Origin of the sequence: Marinobacter sp., assembly GCF_048266785.1 — a bacterium.
Taxonomy (GTDB): domain Bacteria; phylum Pseudomonadota; class Gammaproteobacteria; order Pseudomonadales; family Oleiphilaceae; genus Marinobacter.
Genome location: NZ_JBLWYX010000001.1, coordinates 313,312 through 336,238, shown reverse-complemented (window position 1 = coordinate 336,238; position 22,927 = coordinate 313,312). Strand labels below are relative to the sequence as shown.

Genomic DNA, 22,927 nt, shown 5'->3' with positions numbered 1-22,927 from the left:
GGTGTCGAAATTGACAGACGATATCAAAACCGGGGGCCACAACTATCCCCGCGATAAGCTCATCGGGAACCTGTTTACTGGATGGGCGGTATCCGGCATAGAGATGGCGCGAGCTCGGTTCAGGCGCTTCAACGGAACTGTGGGAACTCAATACCGTGATGTTAAGGGAGGGCGTCAAGTGAAGAAAAGCGAGATGCAGAGTACCGATGCACGGATTGAGGACGGATTGCCTCGTAGTAGTGACGATGTGTCTGTAATGGATGCGGAGCGAAGGGGGCGAGTTGCTTCAGCGGATCCATGGATCAACTTCTCTGGAAGGATGAACCCGTGACATCCGTAAAACCGTTTGTAATTCCAAAGCGACTGGTATGGGATGCGTATCAGCGTGTTAAAGCGAATCGAGGCGCAGCAGGTGTTGATGGCCAGTCAATCTCCGACTTCGATCGGGATTTAAGCAGGAATCTTTACCAAGTCTGGAATCGGATGTCGTCGGGCAGTTACTTCCCGCCCGCGGTCAAAGCTGTGCCGATCCCAAAGAAATCTGGTGGAGAACGAATACTTGGCGTGCCAACGGTTGGGGATCGAATTGCACAGACCATCGTCACAATGACTCTTGAGCCGATTCTGGAGCCGGTCTTTCACGATGACTCCTATGGGTACCGCCGAGGAAAGTCAGCACATGACGCACTGGCGGTAACGCGTAAGCGTTGCTGGGAGCGCGATTGGGTGCTGGAATACGATATTCGTGGCCTGTTTGATCACATTGACCACAACTTGCTGCTCAAAGCCCTTCGTCATCATTGTCAGGATCGGTGGGTGTTACTCTGTGTAGAACGCTGGCTCACAGCACCAATGCAACGTCGGGATGGGACGCAAGAATCAAGGAACGTTGGCACGCCACAAGGTGGCCCGCTGTCTCCGGTTCTTGCGAACCTGTTCTTACACTATGCCTTGGATCGCTGGCTAACGGTTCACCACAAGGACATTCCCTTCTGTCGGTATGCTGACGACGGCATCTTGCATTGCCGCAGTGAAGACGAGGCACACTATCTGCGAGAGCGGTTGGCGGCACGTCTTCGTGACTGCGGGTTGGAGATGCACCCGACAAAAACACGGGTGGTGTACTGCAAGGACAGCAGGCGAACAGAAACCCATGAGCATATTCAATTCGACTTTCTTGGCTACACATTCCGGCCAAGACGTACGGTCAGTCGAAACGGCAGGCCCTTGCTGGGATTCACCCCGGCAGTAAGCCGGCAAGCGATGACGGCCATGCGCCAGTCGATACGACGATGGCATCTGACCCTCCGAAGTGACTTGTCGCTGGAACAGCTAGCTCAAGTATTAGCGCCACGCGTACGCGGATGGATCAACTATTATTGTCGTTTCAGAGGCTCTGAGTTCCAGCCTGTAGCGGATCACCTCGATCGTGCCATCATTCGATGGGCTATGCGGAAATACAAGCGCTTACGTGGCCGCAAGATGAGAGCGATCTCATGGCTTGCAGGCATGAAGCGAAAACAGGCAAGCATGTTCGCGCATTGGTGCGGGCGTGGGGCGTTTTCGGTTGGAGCAATGGGAGCCCGGTGAGCTGAGAGGTTCACGCCGGGTTCTGAGAGCAGCTGAGGGGGCAGTTCCCTCGGCTGACTCACCCGTTGCTGGTTGCCCAGATAGAGGGAAATTATGGGGTCGGCCTGTTGATAAGCCAGGCGGCCCAAGGACTCAAAAAACCGGATCCAGAGTTGCCGGATATACCCAAGCTGGTCGTTGAGGTTGGTGCTGACCTTGTCGCTGACATCCCGTATCCACTCGGCCTGCGACAGGTCAATTTTACGCTCTTTGGTGTAGATGCCGTGCTCGGTGAGGATAAAAGGCACGCCTCGTATATCGTTCAGCATTGCGCCCAGTAGCCCGGCGTACCCTGTGGAGATGGCGTGCACCGTTCGGGTGGCCGGAATATTGCGGGCAATTTCCGCAATTTGGAACAGCGGCGCATGCATGACTCTTATGGTCCAGAAATAATCGACGAAGGACGGCTCTGTGCAGTACTGGCGGTAACTTTCGTCAATCATCTGCCAACTTTCCTGGCTGTACAGAAAATCTTCTTTGCTGATTCCGGCTTTACGCCCGAGATCACGGAGAGCCTGGCTGAGTACCCCGGCTGGTACAGGCTCATTACTGCGGAACTGATCGTGTAGTTTGCGCTGGGTATCAAACGCTGTGCGTTTGCCTTTGCTGGGTTTGGGCTTGGCGTCTGCCAGGTTGTCCATCAGATAATGGCATTCCAGATGCACGACGTTGTCCGGCAGCTCATATTGCTGCTTGCCGTAATGGTTGCGGTCGCCACCCATAAAAACCAACGAAAAACGGTATTGTGGAAGGCCAGTAATAATTTGGTGTACCCAGGACGAAACGCCCCCCGAACAAATGGGTAGGTGCCTTCCAGTAGCAATGTAATATCGGCTATTGGCGATTCTGGAACAGGCTTGCGGCCGATCATAGCCAACCCTCCATCAGCTCTTTTACAGCGGGCATAGGGCGAAACCGTGAACAGTTGGCAAGATGGAAGCGTACTTTGCGAAAGTCCCGCGCCAGGAACGCCATTTCTGCCTGATAGGGATAAATCAGCTCTGGTGGAGCACCATTAGCAAGAGCGGCCTCGAACGCACGATTGGCGGCAGTGGTGTGGTTCAGCGCAAGTTCGATCCGGCCCAGAAGGCACCAGTCATTGTGTCGGGACATGGTTTTGGTCAGGTCGGCCAGGAGATCCCGGGCGTTTTCCAGGTAGTACTGCTTGAGTCCGCCTTGTGCCAGACCGAGATAGGCTATTTCCCACCAGGTATGGGCCAGCCGACGGGTTAGAAGGTGACGGTCCGGGTGATCAGGCTGCCCCAAAAGTTTTTTCAGGCTTTGAGCCCGAGTGGTCAGGTGCTTTTCTTTTTGTTCCAGCATCGAGTACGCCAGCAGCCGGACATCGTCGGATGGGTCCTTGAGCGCTTCCTGAAGAATGCTGACTGCTTCTCTATCAGTCAATTGACGGGAGGCCAGCAATGCCTTCAGGCGTTTCTCGGGAGCATTGGCTTCTCTGAGCACTTCGCGCAGGCCGCCGTCGCTGAAAATCATTTGTTGGTTCATATCTACGGGGCTGTAGGGTAATTCCGGTATGGCTGTTTCCTGCCATGGAACACTGTGCGTTGAGCGCGGCAAGTGCAGTGGTAGCAACATGCCAGCAAATACACCGATGCTGCCAATAACGGGAATGGCAAACTGCAGCGTGAACAAAAAACTGCCGGCTTGAAGGCTTTTGCGTCGATAGCTGGCAGGTAACAGGGATAAGGAGACCAGTGTAAGCACCAGGGAGGCCAGCGCATGCATTGCTAAATAGGTAGCAAGAGCCGCGAGGGGGGGGAGGTCTGCGAACAGTGAAGCAATGCCGCCTGCCTCTAATGCCAATCCCAGTGAAATCAGCCAGCCATTCATGCAGGCTCCTTCTGAACCCGGTCAAGCCACTCGGCGCTATTCATCGTGCGGCTGATCTGTTGATGCTGGATGCGTGCGATAGATGCCAGGTTTTGCCCTGACTGCCGGCGGATATCGTCTGTTAGCCGCTGTAGATACGCCGCGCAGCCCAGTTCATCAGTTAGGGGTAGCAGAATGGCCAGCTGGTTTTCGGGTGCGTTGGAAGGACTGGCGATTACGTCCAGGCCTCGGCGCATTTGCTGCATTCGCTGGGTTATATGAGCAGCGGTGGTGGCATCGGTGAAGATGAAGTGAATCAGGGCCGATGGCAGTTTATGTTCACGGGCATCGGATATTACCCGGGCCAGCTGGAACTCAAAATGACGCCAGTCGGATGTAGACTGCTCGGGAATCCGAAGGTGTTCCTGAATCATATCCGCCATGTGCCCGGCCATAATGGCCAGTAGGCGTAAGGTTTTGGGCTGAAAGCTGAAAAATGGCATGGATTCAACGGTCACCATTCCGATCATGGTGTTTTCAGAATCAATGAGAGGCAGCGCCAGCAACAGGTTGGTGTCCAGGTTGTCTCGATTGTCGCGGTACTCTGTATGCACAGAAACCAGCGTCTGCTCTTGCAAGGCGCTAATTTGGTCCGCGTTCGGGCGCTGATGAGTCATCTCCGGGGGGAGTCGATTGTGCAACATCAGCGAATGTTTCTATTTCGGTCGGGAAACAGCCAGAGGGCAAGTCCAGCTAAGAATGGTCATTCGGAAGTCACTTTCCCTGAAATCTGATACTGGAGTCAAAAATAGTTGCGCAATCTCTACACTGTTTGCGCATAAAGGATAACCCTTATCTCGATGCCTCAGCAGAATAACGTTGACCACACAAAAGTGGCATAACAATAAACTGACTGAGAGCATGATATGTACAACAACAATGCACTGCTTCGTCTGTTGGGCCTGGCCCTGGGACTGGTGACAGTCTCAATGATGGCTTCCGCAAGCGCCGCGGAAAAACCCAACTTCCTTTTGATTGTGGCCGACGACCTCGGCTACTCCGATATTGGTGCTTTTGGCGGAGAAATCGAAACCCCGACCCTGGATGCCCTGGCTGATGAGGGTATCCGCATGACCAATTTTCATACCGCGCCGACCTGTTCGCCGACGCGATCCATGCTGCTTTCCGGTACTGACAGTCACCAGGCTGGTATGGGCAACATGGCCGAACTGTTGACTTCCGAGCAGAAAGGCAAGCCGGGTTACGAAGGTTACCTGAATGATCTGGTAGCAACACTTCCTGAAGTTCTCCGTGATAATGGCTATAGCACGTCCATTGCAGGTAAATGGCATCTTGGACGCACCGAGGAGCTGAGCCCGGCGGCTCGTGGTTTTGACCATTCTTACATTATGGTTCAGGGCGGCGCGAGTCACTTTGATGATGCCCGAGCCATTATTGGCGTTGACCCGAAAGCCATTTACCGGGAAAACGGCAAGCAGGTTGAAGTGCCTAAAGAGTTCTTCTCTTCTGATTTTTATACTGACAAAGTCATTAGCTATATTGAAGCGGCGGGTGATAAGCCTTTCTTTACGTTCCTGTCCTTCACTGCGCCCCATTGGCCTCTTCATGCGCCGGACTCCTACATTGAAAAATATGCAGGTCGCTATGATGAAGGCTACGAAGCCATTCGCCAGCAGCGCTTGGGCAAGATGAAGGAAATGGGGCTGATCGGCCACAAGCTCGCGAGCAACTTACCTTTCAATCAACTACCTAGCTGGGATGAGCTGACCGACGAGCAGCGAAAAACTGAAGCGCGCAAGATGGAAATCTATGCGGCCATGGTCGACAGCATGGATGACAACATCGCCCGGGTTCTGGAACATCTGGAAAAAACCGGAGAGTTGGACAATACCGTGGTGATGTTCATGTCAGACAACGGCGCAGATGGTAACAGCCCGGAAGTACTGCCAGGGAACAAAGCATGGATTGCGAATGAATACGATAACAGCTACGAAAATATGGGAAGGCCCAACTCTTACGTCTGGTATGGCGCCCAGTGGGGGCAGGTTGGTGCCACGCCGTTCCCGATGTGGAAAGGCTTTCCCTCTGAGGGCGGGCTGGTGGTTCCTGTCATTCTCAGCTTGCCGGGTGATGGCCGCAAAGGCGACATCACCCACGAATTCTTCCACGTGATGGATATTATGCCGACCTTTCTGGAGCTTGCCGGTATTGAGAAACCCTCCAGCCCTTATAAAGGTCGTGAGATTTTTGAAATGCAGGGCGTTTCGATGCTCCCTGGTCTGGATGGCAACGCCCCGCAAGACCGTGTTGTTGGCTGGGAATTGTTTGGTCGTTCTGCGGTTCGTGTAGGCGACTGGAAAATCCGTTTGCTGGAAGCGCCATACGGCCCTGGCCAATGGCAGCTGTTCAATCTGGCTGAAGACCCCACTGAAACCACAAACCTGGCATCTGAAGAGCCTGAAAAACTGAAGGAACTGGTTGCGCAGTGGGACACGTATGTCAGCCGCAATGGTGTTTTCCCCGCTGATCCGGAAGACATGAAAAAAGTGGGTTACAGCTTCACTACCTGCCTGTATGGCAAGTGTGTTGAGTAATTAACTTATAACATTCCAGATACGGGAAATACCATGAAGTTACATGACGTTATGATGGCTGCTGCAGTTTCTGCAGCGGTAGCCACACCGGCTTTTGCGGTCGAACTCGAAAAACCTGCGTTTTACGGCTATCTCAGCGCTGGAGCCCTGAAGATTGAGGGTGCGGATGCCGAGGTGGATGCTTTTGAGATTGAACTTGGCTTGCAAGGCAAGGCTCTTCTCAGCGAAGGCCTGAACCTGAATTACAAGGTAGAAGTTGATCTGGCGGATGCCGCCAACAATGCAGATAAAGATCCAGGTCCAGGCCGGGGAAGGGATGGCGAAGGGGATATCCACGTAAAGGAAGCCGTGTTCTGGTTGCCCACAAAGTACGGCATGTTTGTGGTCGCTCCACGGGGAACCAGTGGGCAATGGCGCGATATCTACGACTCTATCAATCACTATGAGTACAACGAGCCTCACGAGGCGCTCAATCCGGATGGTATCTTTGCCCAGCCGGACCGAACGTCTGGCACGATGGCGTACCATACTCCCTGGTTTATGAAAACCAAACTGGTGGCTGCCGCCATAACACTCAGGGAATACAACGAGCAGGATGCAGACGGTAAGTCTGTGCGCCTGGTGCATGTTAATAGCGGTCTGAAGGTGGCTATTGGCACCACCTTGATTGCGCAGGAGCAGGTGCCAACCAATGACGACTATCTGATATCCGCTGCCGGTGTCAGCTACAAGAAAGGAGGGCTCACTCTGGGTGCCGTCTGGGAAAATAACCAGGACTCACCCTATAGATTGAACTCTGGTACCTTCACGACAGCAGATTTTGACTCCTACGGAGTTTCAGCCTACTACGTAGCCGACAGTGGCGTCGGTGCCGCACTCGGGTACAAGGAAAAGAACCACGATTTTGACGCGGCCGACGAGTCTGTATACACCCTGAAAGTAGAGCAGAGAATTACTCCGCAAATGAAAGTTTGGGTCGAAACCGGGCAGTACGAAGAGCTCCCCAGCAACTATGCGGTGGGCCTTAATGTAACTTTCTGAACGTGAGGTGCCCTCGCCTGGCTCAGGGTTAGTTAACCGCCTTGAAGCCGGGCTTTTTTAGTGGTTATAAATCTGGATTCCCGCCTTTGGCGAACCGTTTCTGACGGTAGCTCACCGAAGGCGTCATGATACTGGCGAGCAAAATTGCTCAGATGGTTGAAGCCAAAAGCAACGGCGACGTCACCAATGCTGGTGTCAGGGCTGGATAGTAAGCGTTCCCGCACGCCCTTCAGTTTGTGGCATAGAATATATTTTGCCGGTGTGGTGTTGAGGTAGTCTCGAAAGCCTGACTCCAGAGAGCGCCGGCTGGTCTTGGTAATTTTCAGGAGCTCACTGACGGATATTGGGTCGCTGATATGAGCGTGTATCCATTCCGTTGCCAACCGTACGCGACCAGGCAATATGTTGATGCAGTCCTGGCCTGACAGCTGTATCGGTCCTGAGAGATGGGTCAGAAGAAGAGACTCCCATTGCTTCTGCAGCCTGGCATTAATCTCGCCACCGCAGATTTCGTGATGCCGGGCGATACATACGATTTCGTTTTTGAGTAGCTGTGCGTCCTGATGTTCAGGTTGAAGTATCGTTGTGGCCTTGCGAAGTAGCTCCAGGCTGGGTACACCAAGGTGGTCGATCAGAGCTCGCCGCGAGAGATTAATGACCACCGCGCGAGTGGATTTTTCCCACACCAGGTCAGCTTGTTGGCCCGGTGCAATGAGAATCAGGCCTCCGGTTGTTATGTGGGTGTTGCTGGTTTTGCAGAGAATGCCCCCGAATAAAACCAGAATCGCATGAAATGTTGTTTGGGGTTCGGACTGGATGTGTACTTTTTCAGACCAGCTAGCCCCAAACAGGGTAGAGTCCGCAAGTGGTTGCCAGGTCAGGATGTTGTCAGTTTTGCTCCCGGAAGATAAAGGAGAGACCTCCCGGTTATCGATCCGTGAGTTTATAAAGTTGCGTGCTTCATCGAAATCAGGCGAATGCACGCCGATGTTCTTCAGGAAAGGCACTTGGTGTTGGTTCACGGCAGTCTCGTTATTATTGTCAGCATGATTCCGACGTTATCGCCGGTTAATTGATAAGAGCACTGCAATTAACCGGCCAGTCAGGGCGAAGTGGGCCGACCCGTGCGTGCTGAAGGAATGTGAAATTCATCGTAGCCATCCGACACCTGATGGATTAACCATATTGTAAAATTTTGAAAATGGCAGGCCGGAATTGAACGATATGATCAACTATTTTTGTCGTCTGATAACCCTTGCTCTTCTGGCGCTCATCAGTACGTCCGCTGCAGCGGGAGCAGTGGAATGCGTAGGTTGCCACGCCGAAGAGGTCGAGCAGTGGTCTCGATCCCACCATGCAGTCGCCATGGCGCCGACGGGCACGGACAGTGTTGCTGGAGACTTCTCAAATGCGATTTATCAGGATAATCAGCTTCAGGTGAAATTCAGCCGAAAAGGGGGTGACTACTTAATTCGTGTCGAAGAGGCGGGAACCACCCGGGAGTGGCAGGTACAGTACACTTTCGGTGTTTACCCGCTGCAGCAATACCTGATCGATATTGGCAACGGACGGCTGCAAGCTTTTAATATTGCCTGGGACACCCGTGAAAAGTCCGTCGGTGGCCAACGCTGGTTCCGACTGGATGCAGCCGGAGAAAACCAGCCGGGAGACGCCATGCACTGGACTGGTATCTATCAAAACTGGAACAGTCAGTGTGCTGACTGCCATTCAACCGGTCTGAAACGTAACTACGACAGCGATTCAGACAGCTACCAGACGAAGTGGCAGCATGTGGCTGTGAGTTGTACGGCCTGCCATGAATCAGCAGAACAACATGCCGAGACCCAGAGGAACGGAAAAAATCATGCTGCTGGTCTGGAACTGGCAGCGATGGGAGCCTGGCTGGTCAGCGAAGGCAAAAGACCTCCTCGCCACCAGGGACCGCTCTCCAGTACCACTCAGGTGTCCACTTGCGGCAGTTGTCATTCGCTGCGTACAAGCCTTTTAGATCAGGGCGGAGGGCAGCAGGTCCACGACGAATTCAGTCTCACCAGGCTGAATCAGCCGCTGTATTTTTCCGATGGCCGTGTACGGGAAGAAGTGTTTGTGCTCGGGTCCTTCGAGCAAAGCAAGATGTTTCAAGCCGGCGTGGTGTGCAGCGACTGTCACAACCCGCACAGCGGCGAACTCAAAGCTGAAGGCAATGCAGTGTGTGCCCAGTGCCACAACGCCGGAGATTTCGATACGACGGCGCATCATCGCCATCCCGAAGGCAGCGCCGGGGCCAAGTGTGTGAACTGCCACATGCCGGAAAGCACGTTCATGAAAATTGATGCTCGTCGCGAGCACAGCTTTATGGTGCCCCGGCCGGATGTTTCCAGAGCCAGCGGCAGCCCGGACGTCTGTCTGGATTGTCACACGGACAGGAGTCGTGACTGGTCCATCGAAACGGTGGCAGACTGGGCCCCGGAACTCTATCAATCAGACAGCTGGACCCATGCGCAACAGCAGAGTATGTCTGAGGTGGTGGATTATTTGACAGACAGTGATCAGCCGGCACTCCGTCGTGCAACAGTGCTGAAGCAGCGCGGTGAGGCACTGTCCGGGAACCGGCTGTCCCTGGTAGAGGAACTGCTTAAAAACGAGCACGCGGTGATTCGCGAAAGTGGCTATCGGGTGTTGCGATATGGCGCTGTGGATTCGGTCCGCAACTTGGTGGAAGTAGGTCTTGATGATCCGAAACTGGCCGTGCGTATTGCTGCGTTTGAGACGTTGGTGAGGCTGGGTGTGACGCTGGATTCCGAACAGTGGAAACGTGCCCGAGACGAGTATGAACAGTTCCTGAATGTTCAGTCGGACCTGCCTTCCGGTCGAGTGCTTAAGGCCCAGTACCTGCTGGCAAACAATAGAGTCTACAAGGCCGAAAAGGAACTGAACATTGCGCTGGAGAAAGATCGTGGCTACGTGCCGGCCGCCATTCAGTTAACGGACATTCTCCGCTCGGGAGACCGCAATCCTGAGGCTATCCGGGTGATTGATGGGACGCTGGCGGAGTCGCCTGATGAGGCCCCGTTGATTCATCTCCGGGGACTGATCAATCTGAATCTGGAAGATTATCCTGCCGCCCTCGCGAACCTCGAACAGGCCGCCAGACTTGAGCCTGGGCAATGGTTGTTTGGATATCGCTACGCTGTAGCTCTGTACCAACTGGGTCATAAGAAAAGGGCTCGGGAGATGACCCAATCTTTGCTGAAGAGTTTTCCCGATAACCGTCGTATCCGAGCCCTGATGAATCATCTGTAGGGAGTGAATTACGCTACCGGTCAGTGGCTTTGCCCCTTATGTTCAGGAAACAACCAGAACGAAAACCACCGGGTCATTCGCGGCATCAGTACGTAGCTCATCAGAATCATCACCACATCACGTGCATTGGATCCTCCGTCATGATGCGCTTTCCTTCATAGGAACTTGGCGGGCTTTGCCGGTTTCGGCTGGCATCAGGTGTTTGATAAGGAGTTGCTGTCGGCTAGCATGGTAGCCGACAGCCTGGCCGGCCTTGACGGTATCGAGAAGCTGCTCGCTGGTTGTGACCGCTATCTGATGAATATCGTGAATTTCTTGATTCAGTTTCGATACCGTCTGGTTTTGCTGCTCACTGGCGGCGGCAACCTGTTGGTTGAGACCATCACTTTCGGCAATGCCCACCACAATAGCCTGGAGTGATTCAGCGCTAGCGGACACCTGCTCGACGCTGATGGCAGACTGGCGCTTGCCCTTTTCGATGGATTCGACCACCCGCCGGGTGCCCTCCTGCAAGGCGGTGATCATCTCCTGAATCTCGTCTGTGGATTCTTGGGTACGCTTTGCGAGAGAGCGGACTTCATCCGCCACTACGGCAAATCCGCGCCCGCTGTCACCGGCCCGGGCTGCCTCAATCGCCGCGTTTAGTGCCAGCAGGTTGGTCTGCTCCGCAATAGCGACGATCACATCCAGAATCCGGCCAATGGACTGATTATTCTGATTCAGTTCTTCCGCAGTCTGGCTGGACTCTTCCAGCTCCTGGGCCAGAGCGTGGATGCTCTCTTGGGCGGCTGCCGCTGAGCGGGCGCTATCTTCTCCGGCTTCTCGGTTGCGTGTGCTCAGACTGGCGACATGCTGGGTAGTCTCTGAAACTTCCCGGATGGTTGCCGTGAATTCCTCGATGGAGGTGGCTGCAGTGGAAAGGGCCGCTTGCTGCTTTTCCGAGGCGTCTGTGCTTCCCTGAAGCAGCGCGTTGGCCTGCAGGACGTTGTCTTCAATTTGCCCGCCGCTGTCGCGAATCCGGGCCACCATGACTTCCAGTCGAACCTCCACCAGTCGCATAGCGAGTTCGATCTGTCCCGCCACACCGGCGCTACCAGTATAGACCAACTGTTTGATCGGGTGGCTGACAAGGCTGCGGCAACGATGGAAAAGTCGGGTCAGGGGCTGGTTGAGGCTATACAGCAGGCCAAGAGAAACAGCACTACCCAGAGCGAACAGCGTGGCAGACAGGCCCGGCTGGCCGGTCATGCCTGCGATCAGGGATGGAGCAAGGCAAAGGGTGCCCGCCAGCCATTGCACGGTGCTTGGCGCAAGCCTGGGGATTCTCAGGGCCAGGGGTTGTTTACCCCTGCTGCGGGCACGATACACCTGCTTGGTACGCTGAATGGTAGCGGCATCCGGTATTCGGTAAATGGCCTGGTACTCAAGAACAGTACCCTGTTCGTCGGTAATGGGCGTAACAAACGCATCAAGCCACCAGTCAGACCCGTCGGCTGTGCGATTCAGGATCATGCCCATCCACGAGTCGTCCTTGCCAAGGGTCTCCCAAAGATCCTTGAGCGGGCCTATGGGCATTTTGGGGTGCCTGAGTGTGTTGAAGGAGGCGGCTTTCAGTGCGTCTTCAGAAAAACCGCAGAGCTTGCAGAATGCTGAACTTGCATAGGTGATTTTGCCTTTATTGTCGGTCAGCACCATTAGCTGATCGTGCTCCAGGGGGGCGTTTGGCAAAGGTTCAAATCGGGACATCTCGTTCTACCTCCGATACGAAAAAGGGGCCCGCGAAAGCGGGTCCAATAGAGGAGCAACAATGACAGGCAGGTGTTAGCTGCCGGTTGCGCGCATGTGCTGCACGTTGAACATTTGTGGCTTGGACAGCTCAGGGTCAACCTGGCCCTTGAACTGGCCGGTGGTGCAATGGCTGGCCTGGACATCGATCATGCTAAACGAGTCATCGATAGACACGCCGGTGCCCTTGTTCTTTGGCAGGTGGAAATCAGGGTGGGCCTGACCAATGGTGAAAGTCTTCCACATGCTTCCTTTTCGGTCATAAGACACGGTGCGGGGAATGGTGAAGGTCTGGGCATCCATGTAATGAACGCGCTTTGACAGTGGGTGGCTGTCATCCACCGGTACAGATTCTACTTCATAGACTTTGCGCAGTTGCCAGGTGATGTCCGGGAAGCACCCACCCTGGCCGTTAAAGGCAATTACCTGATAACCGTCGTCATCCTGATGGGTTTCTGTGTCCAGGTTCATCTCATTGTGATTGTAGAACGGCATCAGCATGTAACGGGTGCTCTTGTAGGTCCAGTTCATGTCTGAAATGCGACCGTTATAGCCCTCAAAGTCTTCGATCATCAGGTCCGATCCAAGGAAGGCGTCTGTGACCTGCCCAGTCGCCAGACGGCGAACCCGGCGCTGGAAGCCCAGGTAGAGCCAGGAGTTATCCCGCTTGAGGTCATCTGCTGCGCGGTGGATCAGTAACTGAGTATTGCGCACATCCGCCGGGTCAAGCACCTGAACATAGATGGCGCGGAACAGGTCTGACGGGTTGGGTGTGATTGCCGGTGTTGGTTCCTGAATCACACGGCCCTTGTAGTTCAGGAAGTGGAAGTTGAACTTGATGGTCCGCTCCACTTTACCTGAATCCATATCCCGGTATTTCCAGTAGAACGGGTAGATAGCGGCACTGTCGCCCCAGTTGTAGCCATACTTGTAGTTCCAGGCGAGTTTTTCGCCAGCCCGCGCGTCATCTGGATCCGGCGACTGGGGGAATGGGCGGCCGGCCTTCCAGCCGGTGATTTCACCCACCTGTTCGCCCAGGGTTACCTCTCCCAGAGAGTCACGAGTTGCCTCCACATAAGCAGGGTGCAGGTCAAAAGAAGTGGTTTCCCCCACGTTCATGGAGGTCCAGCCGTTCTCTATGAACGTGAGGAAGGCCGGATCAATGATGTCTTTGAACTGAGCGACATTGGATTGGTCAATCGTCATGCCGACGCTGAGACCCTCATAGCCAGGTATCTCATCGTTGTAAGGATGGAAGGACGCGTTGATCACCTCATCACTGGCGTAGGTGCTGGCGGAGAATATCCCTGCAGTCAGGCCGACCAACAGACCGTTGAACACGGATTTTTGTAGTCTTGTTTTCATGTTATTTCCTCTATCAGAAGCTGTAACGGGCAGTCAGCTGAATTTCGTCTTCTTTCTGGGCCATACCGATGGGGCCCGACTGGAAGCGTCCAAGGGGTTCATATCCCGAGAGACCTGCAGACTCGCCCGGCAGGTGATTGATGACACCCGGGGTTTGTGTGAACGGGTCCCATGGGTTGCAGGAACGACAGTCATCGAACTCACGAGCACCATCGCCTACCTTGAAATTGCCGCCTAGAGTCAACTTGAAATTGTCGTTGACCAACCAGTCGACTGAGGGTGCAATCGCAGTGGCCTGGGCTCGGAAATCATGAGCGGTGATAATTTTCGGAGTCAGGCGACCGTTCATATAGAAGCCCTGAACCAGAAGTGTGGCGGTCCAGTTATGCTCGTAGTTCGGAATACCGGCTTCGCCGTAGGTTCTTTGCTCGCGCTCGTGATCGAGAATGTGCTCGCCAAAGATCTGACCGGAGAACAGGAATGAGTTATCTTCGTTAAGAAAGGGGATGGCGATGTTCTTGTCTGCACCAATGACATATCGAAGTACGTCAGACTCGGAATAGAGCTTGTCGCGAAGGGTGTTCGCGAACTCTTCGCCTGAGGTGTAGGCGGTTTCGACCCGAAATACCGTATCGATGCCCTGCGAGTAGTAGTCTACAGAGCCACCAACCAGGTTAACCCGTGGGAAGTGGATGTCGAAGGCAATCAGGCTCGGCCATACACCGGTCTGGCCGGTAAACCCATTCTGGGCCGGAATGCCGCCTCTCAGGGATGGCAACTGGGAACGGTAAGTCAGCGCGTTCAGCGAGAAACCGAGATCACCATAAACACCTTCAAGCTTCATGCCTAGCTGGGTATTGGCCAGGCTCCAACTGGGCATATGTGCCTCTCGGATACCAATCTGGCCGGGTCCGAAGTCAGTGGCCAAGCCGCCATCCGGAGTTGCACCTGCGAAATTGGCCACAGTGCCACCGTTTTCCCAAAGGTTGTTCATGCCACGGAAGAAACAGCCGGCATCAAGAATCACGTTGGGTTGACCACATTGGCCGATATCATGTGGGCGGAACTTGTCGAAATTCCAGACGACCTGGAAGTTCAGATCGTCGAAGGCTAGCCCGTCGAATACCTCTGTAGGGCCCATACGGTAATCCGTACGCAGGATCCACATGGGAATCCGGATATCTTCCAGTTCGTCGTAGATGTTGTTGCGGGAGTAATCTACCGGGTTGATGACATCCAGGACCCGGAACAGATCCGTTCTGCCCCAGATTACCTGCTGTTTACCCAGGCGTGTGCTGAGGATATTTCCATTATCGAAATTGATATCAAAATCGGCATAGAGCTCTCGAACGAAGTCGGCGCGATCGTTGAATTCCTGAAATCGAAGCTCATTCGAGTCTTTGTCCAGATAGCCGTTAATACATCCGCGATCATCTTTGTCACATGGGCGAACGGGAACACCGAAAGCAACACCATTGCTCTGGTCGTGCAGATGCTCGCCCAAAACGACCATGCCTTCATTCGGATTCCGGGTTGAATCAAAGCCCAGAAAAGCGGGTGCGATACCACCGCCATGAGGTACGTAACCGCTTCCCAGGTCTTGCAGTTGAACCGGGCCTCCCGCATTACGCCCATACTCATCATCATTAAGATCGTAAACTCCGTCATAACTGCCACGGAGAGTCGCGTTGAAACGGACGTTGTTAAAGATACCGACGTTCCCGGCGCTTTTCTCCATCTCCATCTGCAGTGTGTTTCGGAACTTGGAAAGCCCTACGCCTTCCCTCCCGTAAGTCGCATTCTCAACGTATCCGTTCACGCGGGTGTCTTCCGCTGCCAAGGTGTTGGTCATCGGTAACAGCGCCAGGCTGGCACTACCGGCAAGGGTATAGCACCAGAATCTCAGGCCTTTTATTGTTGTTTGCATGGCATGTCCTCGTTACAGGTTTTAGTGGGGCGCTGTACCGGCTTCAGGCCCGGTACTGTGCTCCAGGCACGAACCCATCATCCTGTTCCCGCACGGGGTCAGAAGAAGATGGTGTTGGTTTGGGGAGATCGGCATGGAGGATGCCGTCTTCGTCCGCATAAACGTCGGTGACAAAACGGGGTTTGAACACCAGCACCCAGGAAGGCACCAGCAGCATGGCGGCCATGCCGTTGATCACAATCATCACGCACAACAGCAGTGCGGCATCAGACTGGAAACGGAGGTTCGAGAAGATAACCCACATGATGATGCCGGCCATCAACGTAAGAGCCGTAAAGCTGATAGCCATACCGGTGGTGGAGATTGCGCGGCGAACGGATTCTCGCAAGTCGCCGCATTTGGACATTTCCTCCCGGATTCGATCCATCATGTAGATGGAGTAATCGATGCCGACACCAATGCCCACAGCAATCACCGGCACGGTGTTGATGTCGATGCTGAGACCGTTCAACCCCATATAGGCATAGGTCAATGTGGTGGCAAACAGCATCGCCAGTAGCATCATCAGTCCGGCATGCCAGGAGGTGTAGAACAACATCACGAAGATGAAAATCAGCAGGAATACCAGAGGCAATACAACCACATTGGTTTCAAAGGCTGACTCATTCATTGCAGCGGCAACGCCGAGCGTTCCTCCCGCCAGACGGATTGTCAGCCCCTCAACGCTGCCGCCGTTCTCTGCAATCCACTCCTTGGCCATATGAATGGCACGGCGGATGGTTTCGCCCTGGCGGTCCTTGTAATAGAACACCAGGTTGGCGACGCGATCGTCGGTGTCGTTGAATTCATCCAGAGCCCCGGGGATCGGGCTGGAGGCCATGTAGGTAAACATAAGGCCGCCCACATAACCCGCATCGTGCGGAATCTGGTACCAGCGCGGGTCATTGTTATGCATCAGGCGGTTGACCTGTTTGACCAGATCCGGAAGACCTTTACTGCCGCCCACTTCGGGGTCCATTAACATGTGTGACTGCAGATCTGACAGAGCTGCCAATACTTCCGGCCGCTTTAAACCGCCGTTCTCTTCCGTCTCTGCAACGATGTAGAGTTCCTCGGAGCCGGGAAAGCGATCATTCACCACGCGAGATGAGATGTTGTAGTCATGATCCGGATACAGAATCGGTGATCCGGGCTCTGAATCGCCGATCTGCACATTGGACGACGCCAGTAGTCCTGCCACCATGGCCAGCGCCGCTGCACTCAGGACGACCCTTGCAGCACCGGGTCGGGTGACGGTGCGGGAACAGCTGGCGCCAATGTGGCGCAGTACGGTCTCGCGAATTGCCGGATTTTTTGGCGTTGGCAATATGGACAGCAGCAGAGGTACGCCAATCAACACGGTCAATACAACGGTAATGGCCCACAGGGAAGCGTAGATACCCAAGTGGGTATTCAGGGGTATGGAACCGATCGCAATCAGAGACAGGCCAATGGCATCGGACACCACACCCAGAGAGCCGGGGCGGAACAGGCTGTCGAAGGTGGCCTTCGCCGCCTCTGGCCCGCTGCCACGTTCCAGGGTTTCAGCGTAGTAGCGCTCAACGAGTTGCACACCGTGGCTCATCGCCCTGGCCGCAATCAGGAAGGGGATAACCAGCCCGAGTGGGTCCAGGTTGTAGCCGAGCAGGCTGATAATGCCGAGGCCCCAGATGGTGGATACAAGCACGCCACCCAAGGGAATCAGAACGCCGTAGGCCTTGCGGAAGTGGAAGATGAGCAGGGCCAGCATGGTAACGACGGTGAAAATGAAGATCTGGAGAATCTGCTCCATGTAGGTATAGGCCCAGCCCACCAAAACCGGTTGGCCCGTGGCATAGATCCTGACACCGGCCTGCTCTTCCTCGGCGCGCAGTTGCTGAAGCTGGGCAAAGGTTTTCTCGTAGTCCAGTTGGCCCTCGATGAGCTGTGCCTTGACCAGCGCCATTTTCATGTCTGGCGCTACCAGGGGCCCGTAAACCCTTGGGTTGGCGGACACGTCTGACTTCATGGACTGCAGGGCTTCCTCGGAGTACGCCCCGGACGTGGAATCGTAATAGGGCTCGGAATTGATGCTGCCAACTTCTGTCAGCCAGATTTTGCGAGAATTGCGGTGAGTCACGCTGGAAACCAGGTTATGATTGACCCCGGGCAGGTTGTCTACCGCCTGCGTGATCCTGTCGATCTTGGCAAGTTTTTCGTTGGTGAAGATGTCGCCTTCCTCGAACTCAATGCCCACTACCAGAACATTGGCGCCACCGAAGCTGTCCTTGATGCTGTTGTGGAGCTCGATATAGGGATGTTGCTGCGGCAGAAGGTCGGCGAAATCGGTATAGATTTTCAGTCCGGGAATGCGTAAGGCGAACGCCAGCGTGAGAATGGCAATCACACTCAGCACCTTGCGCGGGTTGTTGAAAATCCACAGCTCCAGCAAGTGCAGCATGTGGGTAAAACGGTGCAAACCAGGCATGGAGACGCTCCTCAGTCAGTGCTGGCCGAGAGGGCCATGGGGATTTCAAGGTTCAACAGAAGGCCACGAGCACCTGCGGCGAGCAGTCGGTTATCGGACATCAATAGTCCGCTGCGCAGATATAGGGGCTGGTCAGAGGTGGAAATCTTCTGCCAGGAGTCACCGGTGAGCTTCAGCACCGTAGCGTTGTCTGCCAGCGCGTACAGCCCGGAAGGGCCGGCAACGAACCCGAAAATCGGAGCATTGATTCCTGTAGGGAACCTTTCCCAGCTTTCTCCACCATCCATGGTGTGGTAGATGAATCCGTTCAGCCCGCCAACCCAGCCCTCATCGTCTGAAACGAAATGACTCGTATGGGCGTAAAACTCATCCGGGAGATAGCCGGCGTAATCCCAGCTTTTGCCACCGTCGCGGGTGTTGAGCACCATGCCGTATTCACCCGTGATGAAGGCATTGTCGGCATCAATGAACTGCAGGTTATTGAGGATGGCATCCTCGTTGAGGGAGGTCTCCGTCCAGGTCTCACCCTGGTCGCCACTGCTCTGGATGGTGGTGAAGCTGCCGGCGGCCCACCAGCTACCATCGGGGGCGCAGTTGGCTGTCATCATCTGTTCCTGGCTGGGAAGGGCGTGCGCTGTCCAGTTTTTACCACGGGTATCGCCGTGCCAGATCTCGTTATTAAATGTTAGTGCTATGAAGCTGCCATCGGGACAGGTGTCGACATCTATGAAGCTGTTGTCGGTGGGCAGAGAGATTCTTTTCCAGCTTTCCCCGTTGTCCGGGCTCCGCAGTAACGAGCCTGCGTTACCTGCAAGTACCACGAGCGACTCGTTCCGGGTCATGGACTGATAAAAGTCTGTACGCTTCAGGGGCTCCTGTGATTGCGCCCGCACAGCGTCGAGGTTAAGGGGCGCTTCGCAACCGGTCAGCAAGAGCGACGACAGAGCTGCGACGGCAAAGGTATTTCGGAAGGTGCCGGTTGGGCACGCCAAGGCATATTGCATGTTGCGTCACCGTCTTTGTTTTTGTGTGTAAAGCGACTTGACAGAAACATTGCAACGGTTATGCCATTCTGATGTATATATTTTAAGCTATTGAAAAAAAATAGAAAAATATTCTAACCGATCGTTTTTCGGGGTGGTGAAGAGCAGCGCTGCGGAATGATTTTTATCAAATAATCAAATGTAGATGGGAGGTTGCTGATTTCATCAACTAGGGAATTGCAAAGAACATCCGTGTTCAACAGAGACGTAGGCGAGCTCAGCTTTCCGAGAGAAGCCCGGATTTTTTGAGCCGGTAAGCCAATGCGGGGCGGGTGAGCCCAAGCAGTCGCGCGGCTCCTGAGACATTCTGGTTGGCCTCATTCATAGCCCGTTGCATCAGGGTTTTTTCCACTTCATCCAGGCTGATCCCGCTGTTCAGTATGCCGTCTGCCCAATGCCCGGATGCGCTGTGTGTGTTACCGGCTACAATCTGGCCGTCATCATCAATGACTTCCGAGGGCTGAGGCGAAGCCTGGTGGAATTCGCTATCCGGGAAGACCGCAAAAAGCGCTTCCTGGCTGATGGTTTCTTTGTTGTCGGTAAGTATCACGCCCCGCTCAATGACGTTCTCCAGTTCTCGAATATTGCCGGGCCAGCGATAACGCAAACACAACTCCAGCGCTTTGTCCGAGAGCCCAAGTGTGCGCTTGTTGTACTCGGTCTGGAACTTCCTGAGAAAGTGCTCTGCCAGAAGTGGCAAGTCTTCCAGCCGTTCGCGCAGAGGCGGGATCTTTACTGGAAAAACATTGAGCCGGTAGTACAGATCGGCCCGGAATCTACCTGCTTCTACGGCTGTAGCGAGGCTTTCATTTGTTGCTGCGATGATCCGGACATTAACAGAACGGGTGCGATTGTCGCCAACTCGCTCAAGTTCACCCTCTTGAAGCACCCGCAACAGTGAGGCTTGTGCGCGGGGTGTCAATTCGACCACCTCATCAAGAAAGATGGTGCCGCCGTTTGCCCTCTCAAAACGCCCCGGTCTGGATTGATTGGCGCCGGTAAATGCGCCTTTCTCCACGCCGAAGAGCTCAGGCTCGATCAGGTCGGGCGGAATGGCGGCGCAGTTGACAGCGATAAAAGGGCCGTCAGCCCTTTCACTGCGCAAATGCACACTGCGAGCAACAACTTCTTTGCCAACCCCGGTTTCTCCCAGCAGCAGCACCGAGACTTTGCCTAATGCTGCTTTATCAATCATTTTGCAGACTTTGTTGTAGGAAGCCGACTGGCCAATGCCATAGTACTGGCCCTGTTGTTTTTCGAGACTGCTGCGCAGCGAGCTGACCTGGGATTGCAGGTCGTAAAGCTCCTCTATGATGGGATCAGCCTTGAAATAGCGGGCGAACTCTTCGGCATCTTCCCACTGCTCCGCAGGCTTCCCTACAATCACGCACTTCTCGTCTCCGCAGCCCCGACAGCTGATTTCGCGGAAGATGATCTCACGCCCCATGAAGGAGGATGTATACGCGCATGCGTAGCCGAGCAGGGACCAGCAGGCAGGCTCATCCATCTGTCCCAGTTCAGTCTGGCAGATCTCTACCTCAAAGGAGTCAACCCATTCTATTTCTGCATAGAAATTCCCGGCTTCCTGGTCGATATCTACCTGAATGGGAATGACCTTGACCATGCCTTTCAGGGCGTGGAGCTGGGGGCCTGCCAGAAAAATATCGATCTCATCGCAGTGAGGGCGAAGCTTGCGCGCCAGCTCGGCATCCCGCAAGCCGGACTGATAGCCGAGGCGCAGAAAAAAGCCTTTTGCTCTTTCGACACCCATTGTGTTGACCATTTCGCGACGAAACGCAGCCATCGCACTCACCGCCATCAACAGCATACGCTGCTCACCAAGCCAGATTTTCCCTTCCAGGCTCAGAAATCGAATTTGATCTGTAAGGTCTTGATAATCTTTGTATTTTAGTTTTGATTTATAGCTGACGACCATATCCAGGTCCCTTATTATTTTTGTATGGGGTGAGCGCGAACACCCATGAAGCGTTCTATTTATATAACCCCTGATCGATGTCAAAAATCAACCAAATGGTAAAAAACAACCGGAAAGTCGCAGGTATGCCCGAGTGTCTCAGCATTTGCTCAATTCCTTTTAATTTTTCACTAAATGATCAATTTCTCCTGATAAAACTCAAGGCTGAAGGCTCGATTTAAGACGCTGTCTCAGTTTTGGGGTTTCTTGAAATATTTTTAAAAACAATGAGTTGTGATGTCGTTCGTTAGGTTCTGAAAAATTGTGGCACAGCCGTTGCTGAACTCTTGTCATTCAATAACAAAAGCAACGAGGTCAACGATGGAACAGCGAACAAAGACCTTTAACGAATTAACCCGCTATATCCGGGTCCGCAGTGCTCCGGAAGACCGGTTTGTGGAGTTCGATTTTGCGCTTGGTCACCCCGAACTGTTTGTCGAGCTGGTGCTGCCCCAGGAAGCCTTTCGGATCTTTTGTGAGCACAACAATGTGGTGCACATGGATTCCGACATGATCCGTCAGATTGATGAAGACATGATCAAGTGGCGCTTTGGTGAGAAAGGCCACCGCTGAAGTCAGAAGATAAGCAGCGCCAACATCCAATTCATAAAAACAACGATGGGAAGGCAGATATGAGTGTTGAGATTAAAACCACCTCGGTGGAACCCATTCGCAATACCTACTCGGCTATTGCGCGTCGCTTTGGTGATAAGCCGGCAACTCGCTACCAAGAGGCCAGCTTCGACCTTGCGGCCACAACCAACTTCCATTATCGCCCGCTATGGGATCCGAAGCGCACCTTGAATGACCCAACACGAACAGCCTTGCACATGGAAGATTGGTATGCGGTGACCGACCCGCGCCAGTTTTTCTACGGCGCCTACGTTGGCAATCGGGCAAAGATGCAGGAAGCAGCAGAAAGCAGTTTCGCGTTTTGTGACAAGCGTAACCTGCTCACCCGCCTGCCTGAGGAAACGCAAAAGCAGCTCCTGCGCCTGTTGGTGCCATTCCGCCACGTTGCGCTAGGCGCCAACATGAATAACAGCAAGATTGCCGGCGATTCGACAGCAACTACCGTGTCACAGATGCATATGTTTGCCGCTACCGATCACCTGGGTATGGGCCAGTATCTGTCTCGTATCGCACTGCTGCTTGATGGCAGTACCGGCACCGCTCTTGATGAGTCCAAAACCTATTGGATGGATGACGAGCTGTGGCAGCCTCTGCGCAAACTGGTAGAGGGTATTTTGGTCGTTGATGACTGGTTCGAAATCACCCTTGTGCAGAACGTACTGCTTGATGGGCTTATGTATCCGCTGGTTTACGACCGGATGGATGCGTGGTTTGGCGAACAGGGCGCTGAAGATATATCCATGCTCACCGAGTTCCAACGTGACTGGTACAAGGAGTCCCTGCGCTGGACCAGCGCCATGATTAAAACTGTCGTGGCTGAGAGTGACCGTAATCGCGAGCAGGTCCAGAGCTGGGTCAAATATTGGGAGCCTAAGGTCTACGAGGCACTCACACCTATTGCTCAGGCCACAACGGGACTGGACGCTCTGGATGAACTCCGTGCCGAGCTTTCAGCCCGTCTTAAAAAAACAGGCCTTGAAAGCACAGGAGTTCAGGCATGAGCCAGAAAGTATTTATGGCATTTCAGGACAACGACAACGCCCGCTATCTGGTCGATGCGATCGTTAAAGATAATCCGGAGGCCGAAGTGCAACATTCGCCGGCGATGATTCGCATTACCGCTGAAAAGCGTCTGGTGATCAACCGGGAAACAATGGAAGAAACACTTGGCCGGGATTGGGAAGTTCAGGAAATGCTGCTCGAGGTAATTAGCATTGGCGGCAATGTCGATGAAGACGACGACCATTTCATTGTTTCGTGGAATTGATCAGGAGA

17 protein-coding genes and 1 pseudogene are annotated in these 22,927 nt (G+C 54.0%); 8 read left to right on the top strand and 10 right to left on the bottom strand.

Translation table 11 applies throughout. The features are described 5' to 3' along the window. Positions 1-10: 10 nt before the first annotated feature. Together ACN0V1_RS01595 and ltrA are read left to right on the top strand one after the other, a co-directional pair. A complete protein-coding gene (locus ACN0V1_RS01595) occupies positions 11-331 on the top strand; it encodes a hypothetical protein (RefSeq protein ID WP_417543301.1) in 321 nt (106 codons plus the stop codon). Further along, positions 298-1,428, top strand: a pseudogene (ltrA, locus tag ACN0V1_RS01590) (group II intron reverse transcriptase/maturase); the annotation flags it as partial. The gene ACN0V1_RS01595 and the pseudogene ltrA, both read left to right, overlap by 34 nt. Here the strand turns inward: ltrA and pelF are convergent. The 3 genes from pelF to ACN0V1_RS01575 form a co-directional block, all read right to left on the bottom strand. Next, complete coding sequence (gene pelF / locus ACN0V1_RS01585; protein WP_417543635.1) at positions 1,419-2,390, bottom strand: GT4 family glycosyltransferase PelF; 972 nt, start codon at positions 2,388-2,390, stop codon at positions 1,419-1,421. The pseudogene ltrA and the gene pelF overlap by 10 nt on opposite strands. 106 nt (positions 2,391-2,496) lie before the next feature. Next, positions 2,497-3,480, bottom strand: a complete 984-nt coding sequence (locus ACN0V1_RS01580; protein WP_417543300.1) for a HEAT repeat domain-containing protein — start codon at positions 3,478-3,480, stop codon at positions 2,497-2,499. Further along, complete coding sequence (locus tag ACN0V1_RS01575) at positions 3,477-4,163, bottom strand: PelD GGDEF domain-containing protein (RefSeq protein WP_417543299.1); 687 nt, start codon at positions 4,161-4,163, stop codon at positions 3,477-3,479. Before ACN0V1_RS01575 ends, ACN0V1_RS01580 begins: the two co-directional genes overlap by 4 nt. Positions 4,164-4,385: 222 nt before the next feature. Between ACN0V1_RS01575 and ACN0V1_RS01570 the strand changes: the two genes are divergently transcribed. Both ACN0V1_RS01570 and ACN0V1_RS01565 read left to right on the top strand, forming a co-directional pair. Beyond that, positions 4,386-6,074 carry an arylsulfatase gene (locus ACN0V1_RS01570; protein WP_417543298.1) on the top strand — a complete coding sequence of 563 codons (1,689 nt, stop codon included), beginning with the start codon at positions 4,386-4,388 and terminating at the stop codon, positions 6,072-6,074. A gap of 33 nt (positions 6,075-6,107) precedes the next feature. Continuing rightward, on the top strand, positions 6,108-7,115 hold the full coding sequence (locus tag ACN0V1_RS01565; protein ID WP_417543297.1) for a porin: 1,008 nt from the start codon (positions 6,108-6,110) through the stop codon (positions 7,113-7,115). 32 nt (positions 7,116-7,147) lie between these two features. Here the strand turns inward: ACN0V1_RS01565 and ACN0V1_RS01560 are convergent, their stop codons facing one another. Continuing rightward, entirely contained in the window at positions 7,148-8,137 is a 990-nt protein-coding gene (locus ACN0V1_RS01560) for a helix-turn-helix domain-containing protein (protein ID WP_417543296.1), read from the bottom strand. Between the two features lie 202 nt (positions 8,138-8,339). On the opposite strand from ACN0V1_RS01560, the gene ACN0V1_RS01555 reads away from it, so the two are divergent. Beyond that, a complete protein-coding gene (locus ACN0V1_RS01555; protein ID WP_417543295.1) occupies positions 8,340-10,418 on the top strand; it encodes a tetratricopeptide repeat protein in 2,079 nt (692 codons plus the stop codon). Positions 10,419-10,556: 138 nt separating this feature from the next. Here the strand turns inward: ACN0V1_RS01555 and ACN0V1_RS01550 are convergent, their stop codons facing one another. The 6 genes from ACN0V1_RS01550 to ACN0V1_RS01525 form a co-directional block, all read right to left on the bottom strand. After that, positions 10,557-12,164, bottom strand: coding sequence for a methyl-accepting chemotaxis protein (locus ACN0V1_RS01550; protein ID WP_417543294.1), 1,608 nt, complete (start codon positions 12,162-12,164; stop codon positions 10,557-10,559). A 75-nt stretch (positions 12,165-12,239) separates the two neighbouring features. Further along, positions 12,240-13,568, bottom strand: a complete 1,329-nt coding sequence (locus ACN0V1_RS01545) for a DUF1329 domain-containing protein (RefSeq protein WP_417543293.1) — start codon at positions 13,566-13,568, stop codon at positions 12,240-12,242. Between the two features lie 13 nt (positions 13,569-13,581). Continuing rightward, entirely contained in the window at positions 13,582-15,495 is a 1,914-nt protein-coding gene (locus ACN0V1_RS01540) for a DUF1302 family protein (RefSeq protein WP_417543292.1), read from the bottom strand. A 43-nt stretch (positions 15,496-15,538) separates the two neighbouring features. Then, positions 15,539-18,001 carry an efflux RND transporter permease subunit gene (locus ACN0V1_RS01535; RefSeq protein ID WP_417543291.1) on the bottom strand — a complete coding sequence of 821 codons (2,463 nt, stop codon included), beginning with the start codon at positions 17,999-18,001 and terminating at the stop codon, positions 15,539-15,541. Positions 18,002-18,012: 11 nt separating this feature from the next. Further along, positions 18,013-19,005 (bottom strand): YCF48-related protein, encoded by a 993-nt coding sequence (locus ACN0V1_RS01530; protein ID WP_417543290.1) that lies wholly within the window; start codon positions 19,003-19,005, stop codon positions 18,013-18,015. A 256-nt stretch (positions 19,006-19,261) separates the two neighbouring features. Continuing rightward, complete coding sequence (locus ACN0V1_RS01525) at positions 19,262-20,980, bottom strand: sigma 54-interacting transcriptional regulator (RefSeq protein ID WP_417543289.1); 1,719 nt, start codon at positions 20,978-20,980, stop codon at positions 19,262-19,264. A 360-nt stretch (positions 20,981-21,340) separates the two neighbouring features. Here ACN0V1_RS01525 and ACN0V1_RS01520 point away from each other — a divergent pair, with 360 nt between their 5' ends. From ACN0V1_RS01520 to ACN0V1_RS01510, 3 genes are read left to right on the top strand one after another with little or no spacing between them, the layout of a single operon-like run. Then, positions 21,341-21,592 (top strand): phenol hydroxylase subunit, encoded by a 252-nt coding sequence (locus ACN0V1_RS01520; protein ID WP_417543288.1) that lies wholly within the window; start codon positions 21,341-21,343, stop codon positions 21,590-21,592. 59 nt (positions 21,593-21,651) lie between these two features. Further along, positions 21,652-22,653, top strand: coding sequence for an aromatic/alkene monooxygenase hydroxylase subunit beta (locus ACN0V1_RS01515; RefSeq protein ID WP_417543287.1), 1,002 nt, complete (start codon positions 21,652-21,654; stop codon positions 22,651-22,653). Further along, a complete protein-coding gene (locus tag ACN0V1_RS01510; RefSeq protein WP_417543286.1) occupies positions 22,650-22,919 on the top strand; it encodes an MmoB/DmpM family protein in 270 nt (89 codons plus the stop codon). The genes ACN0V1_RS01515 and ACN0V1_RS01510 overlap by 4 nt, the downstream gene beginning before the upstream one ends. Positions 22,920-22,927 lie beyond the last annotated feature (8 nt).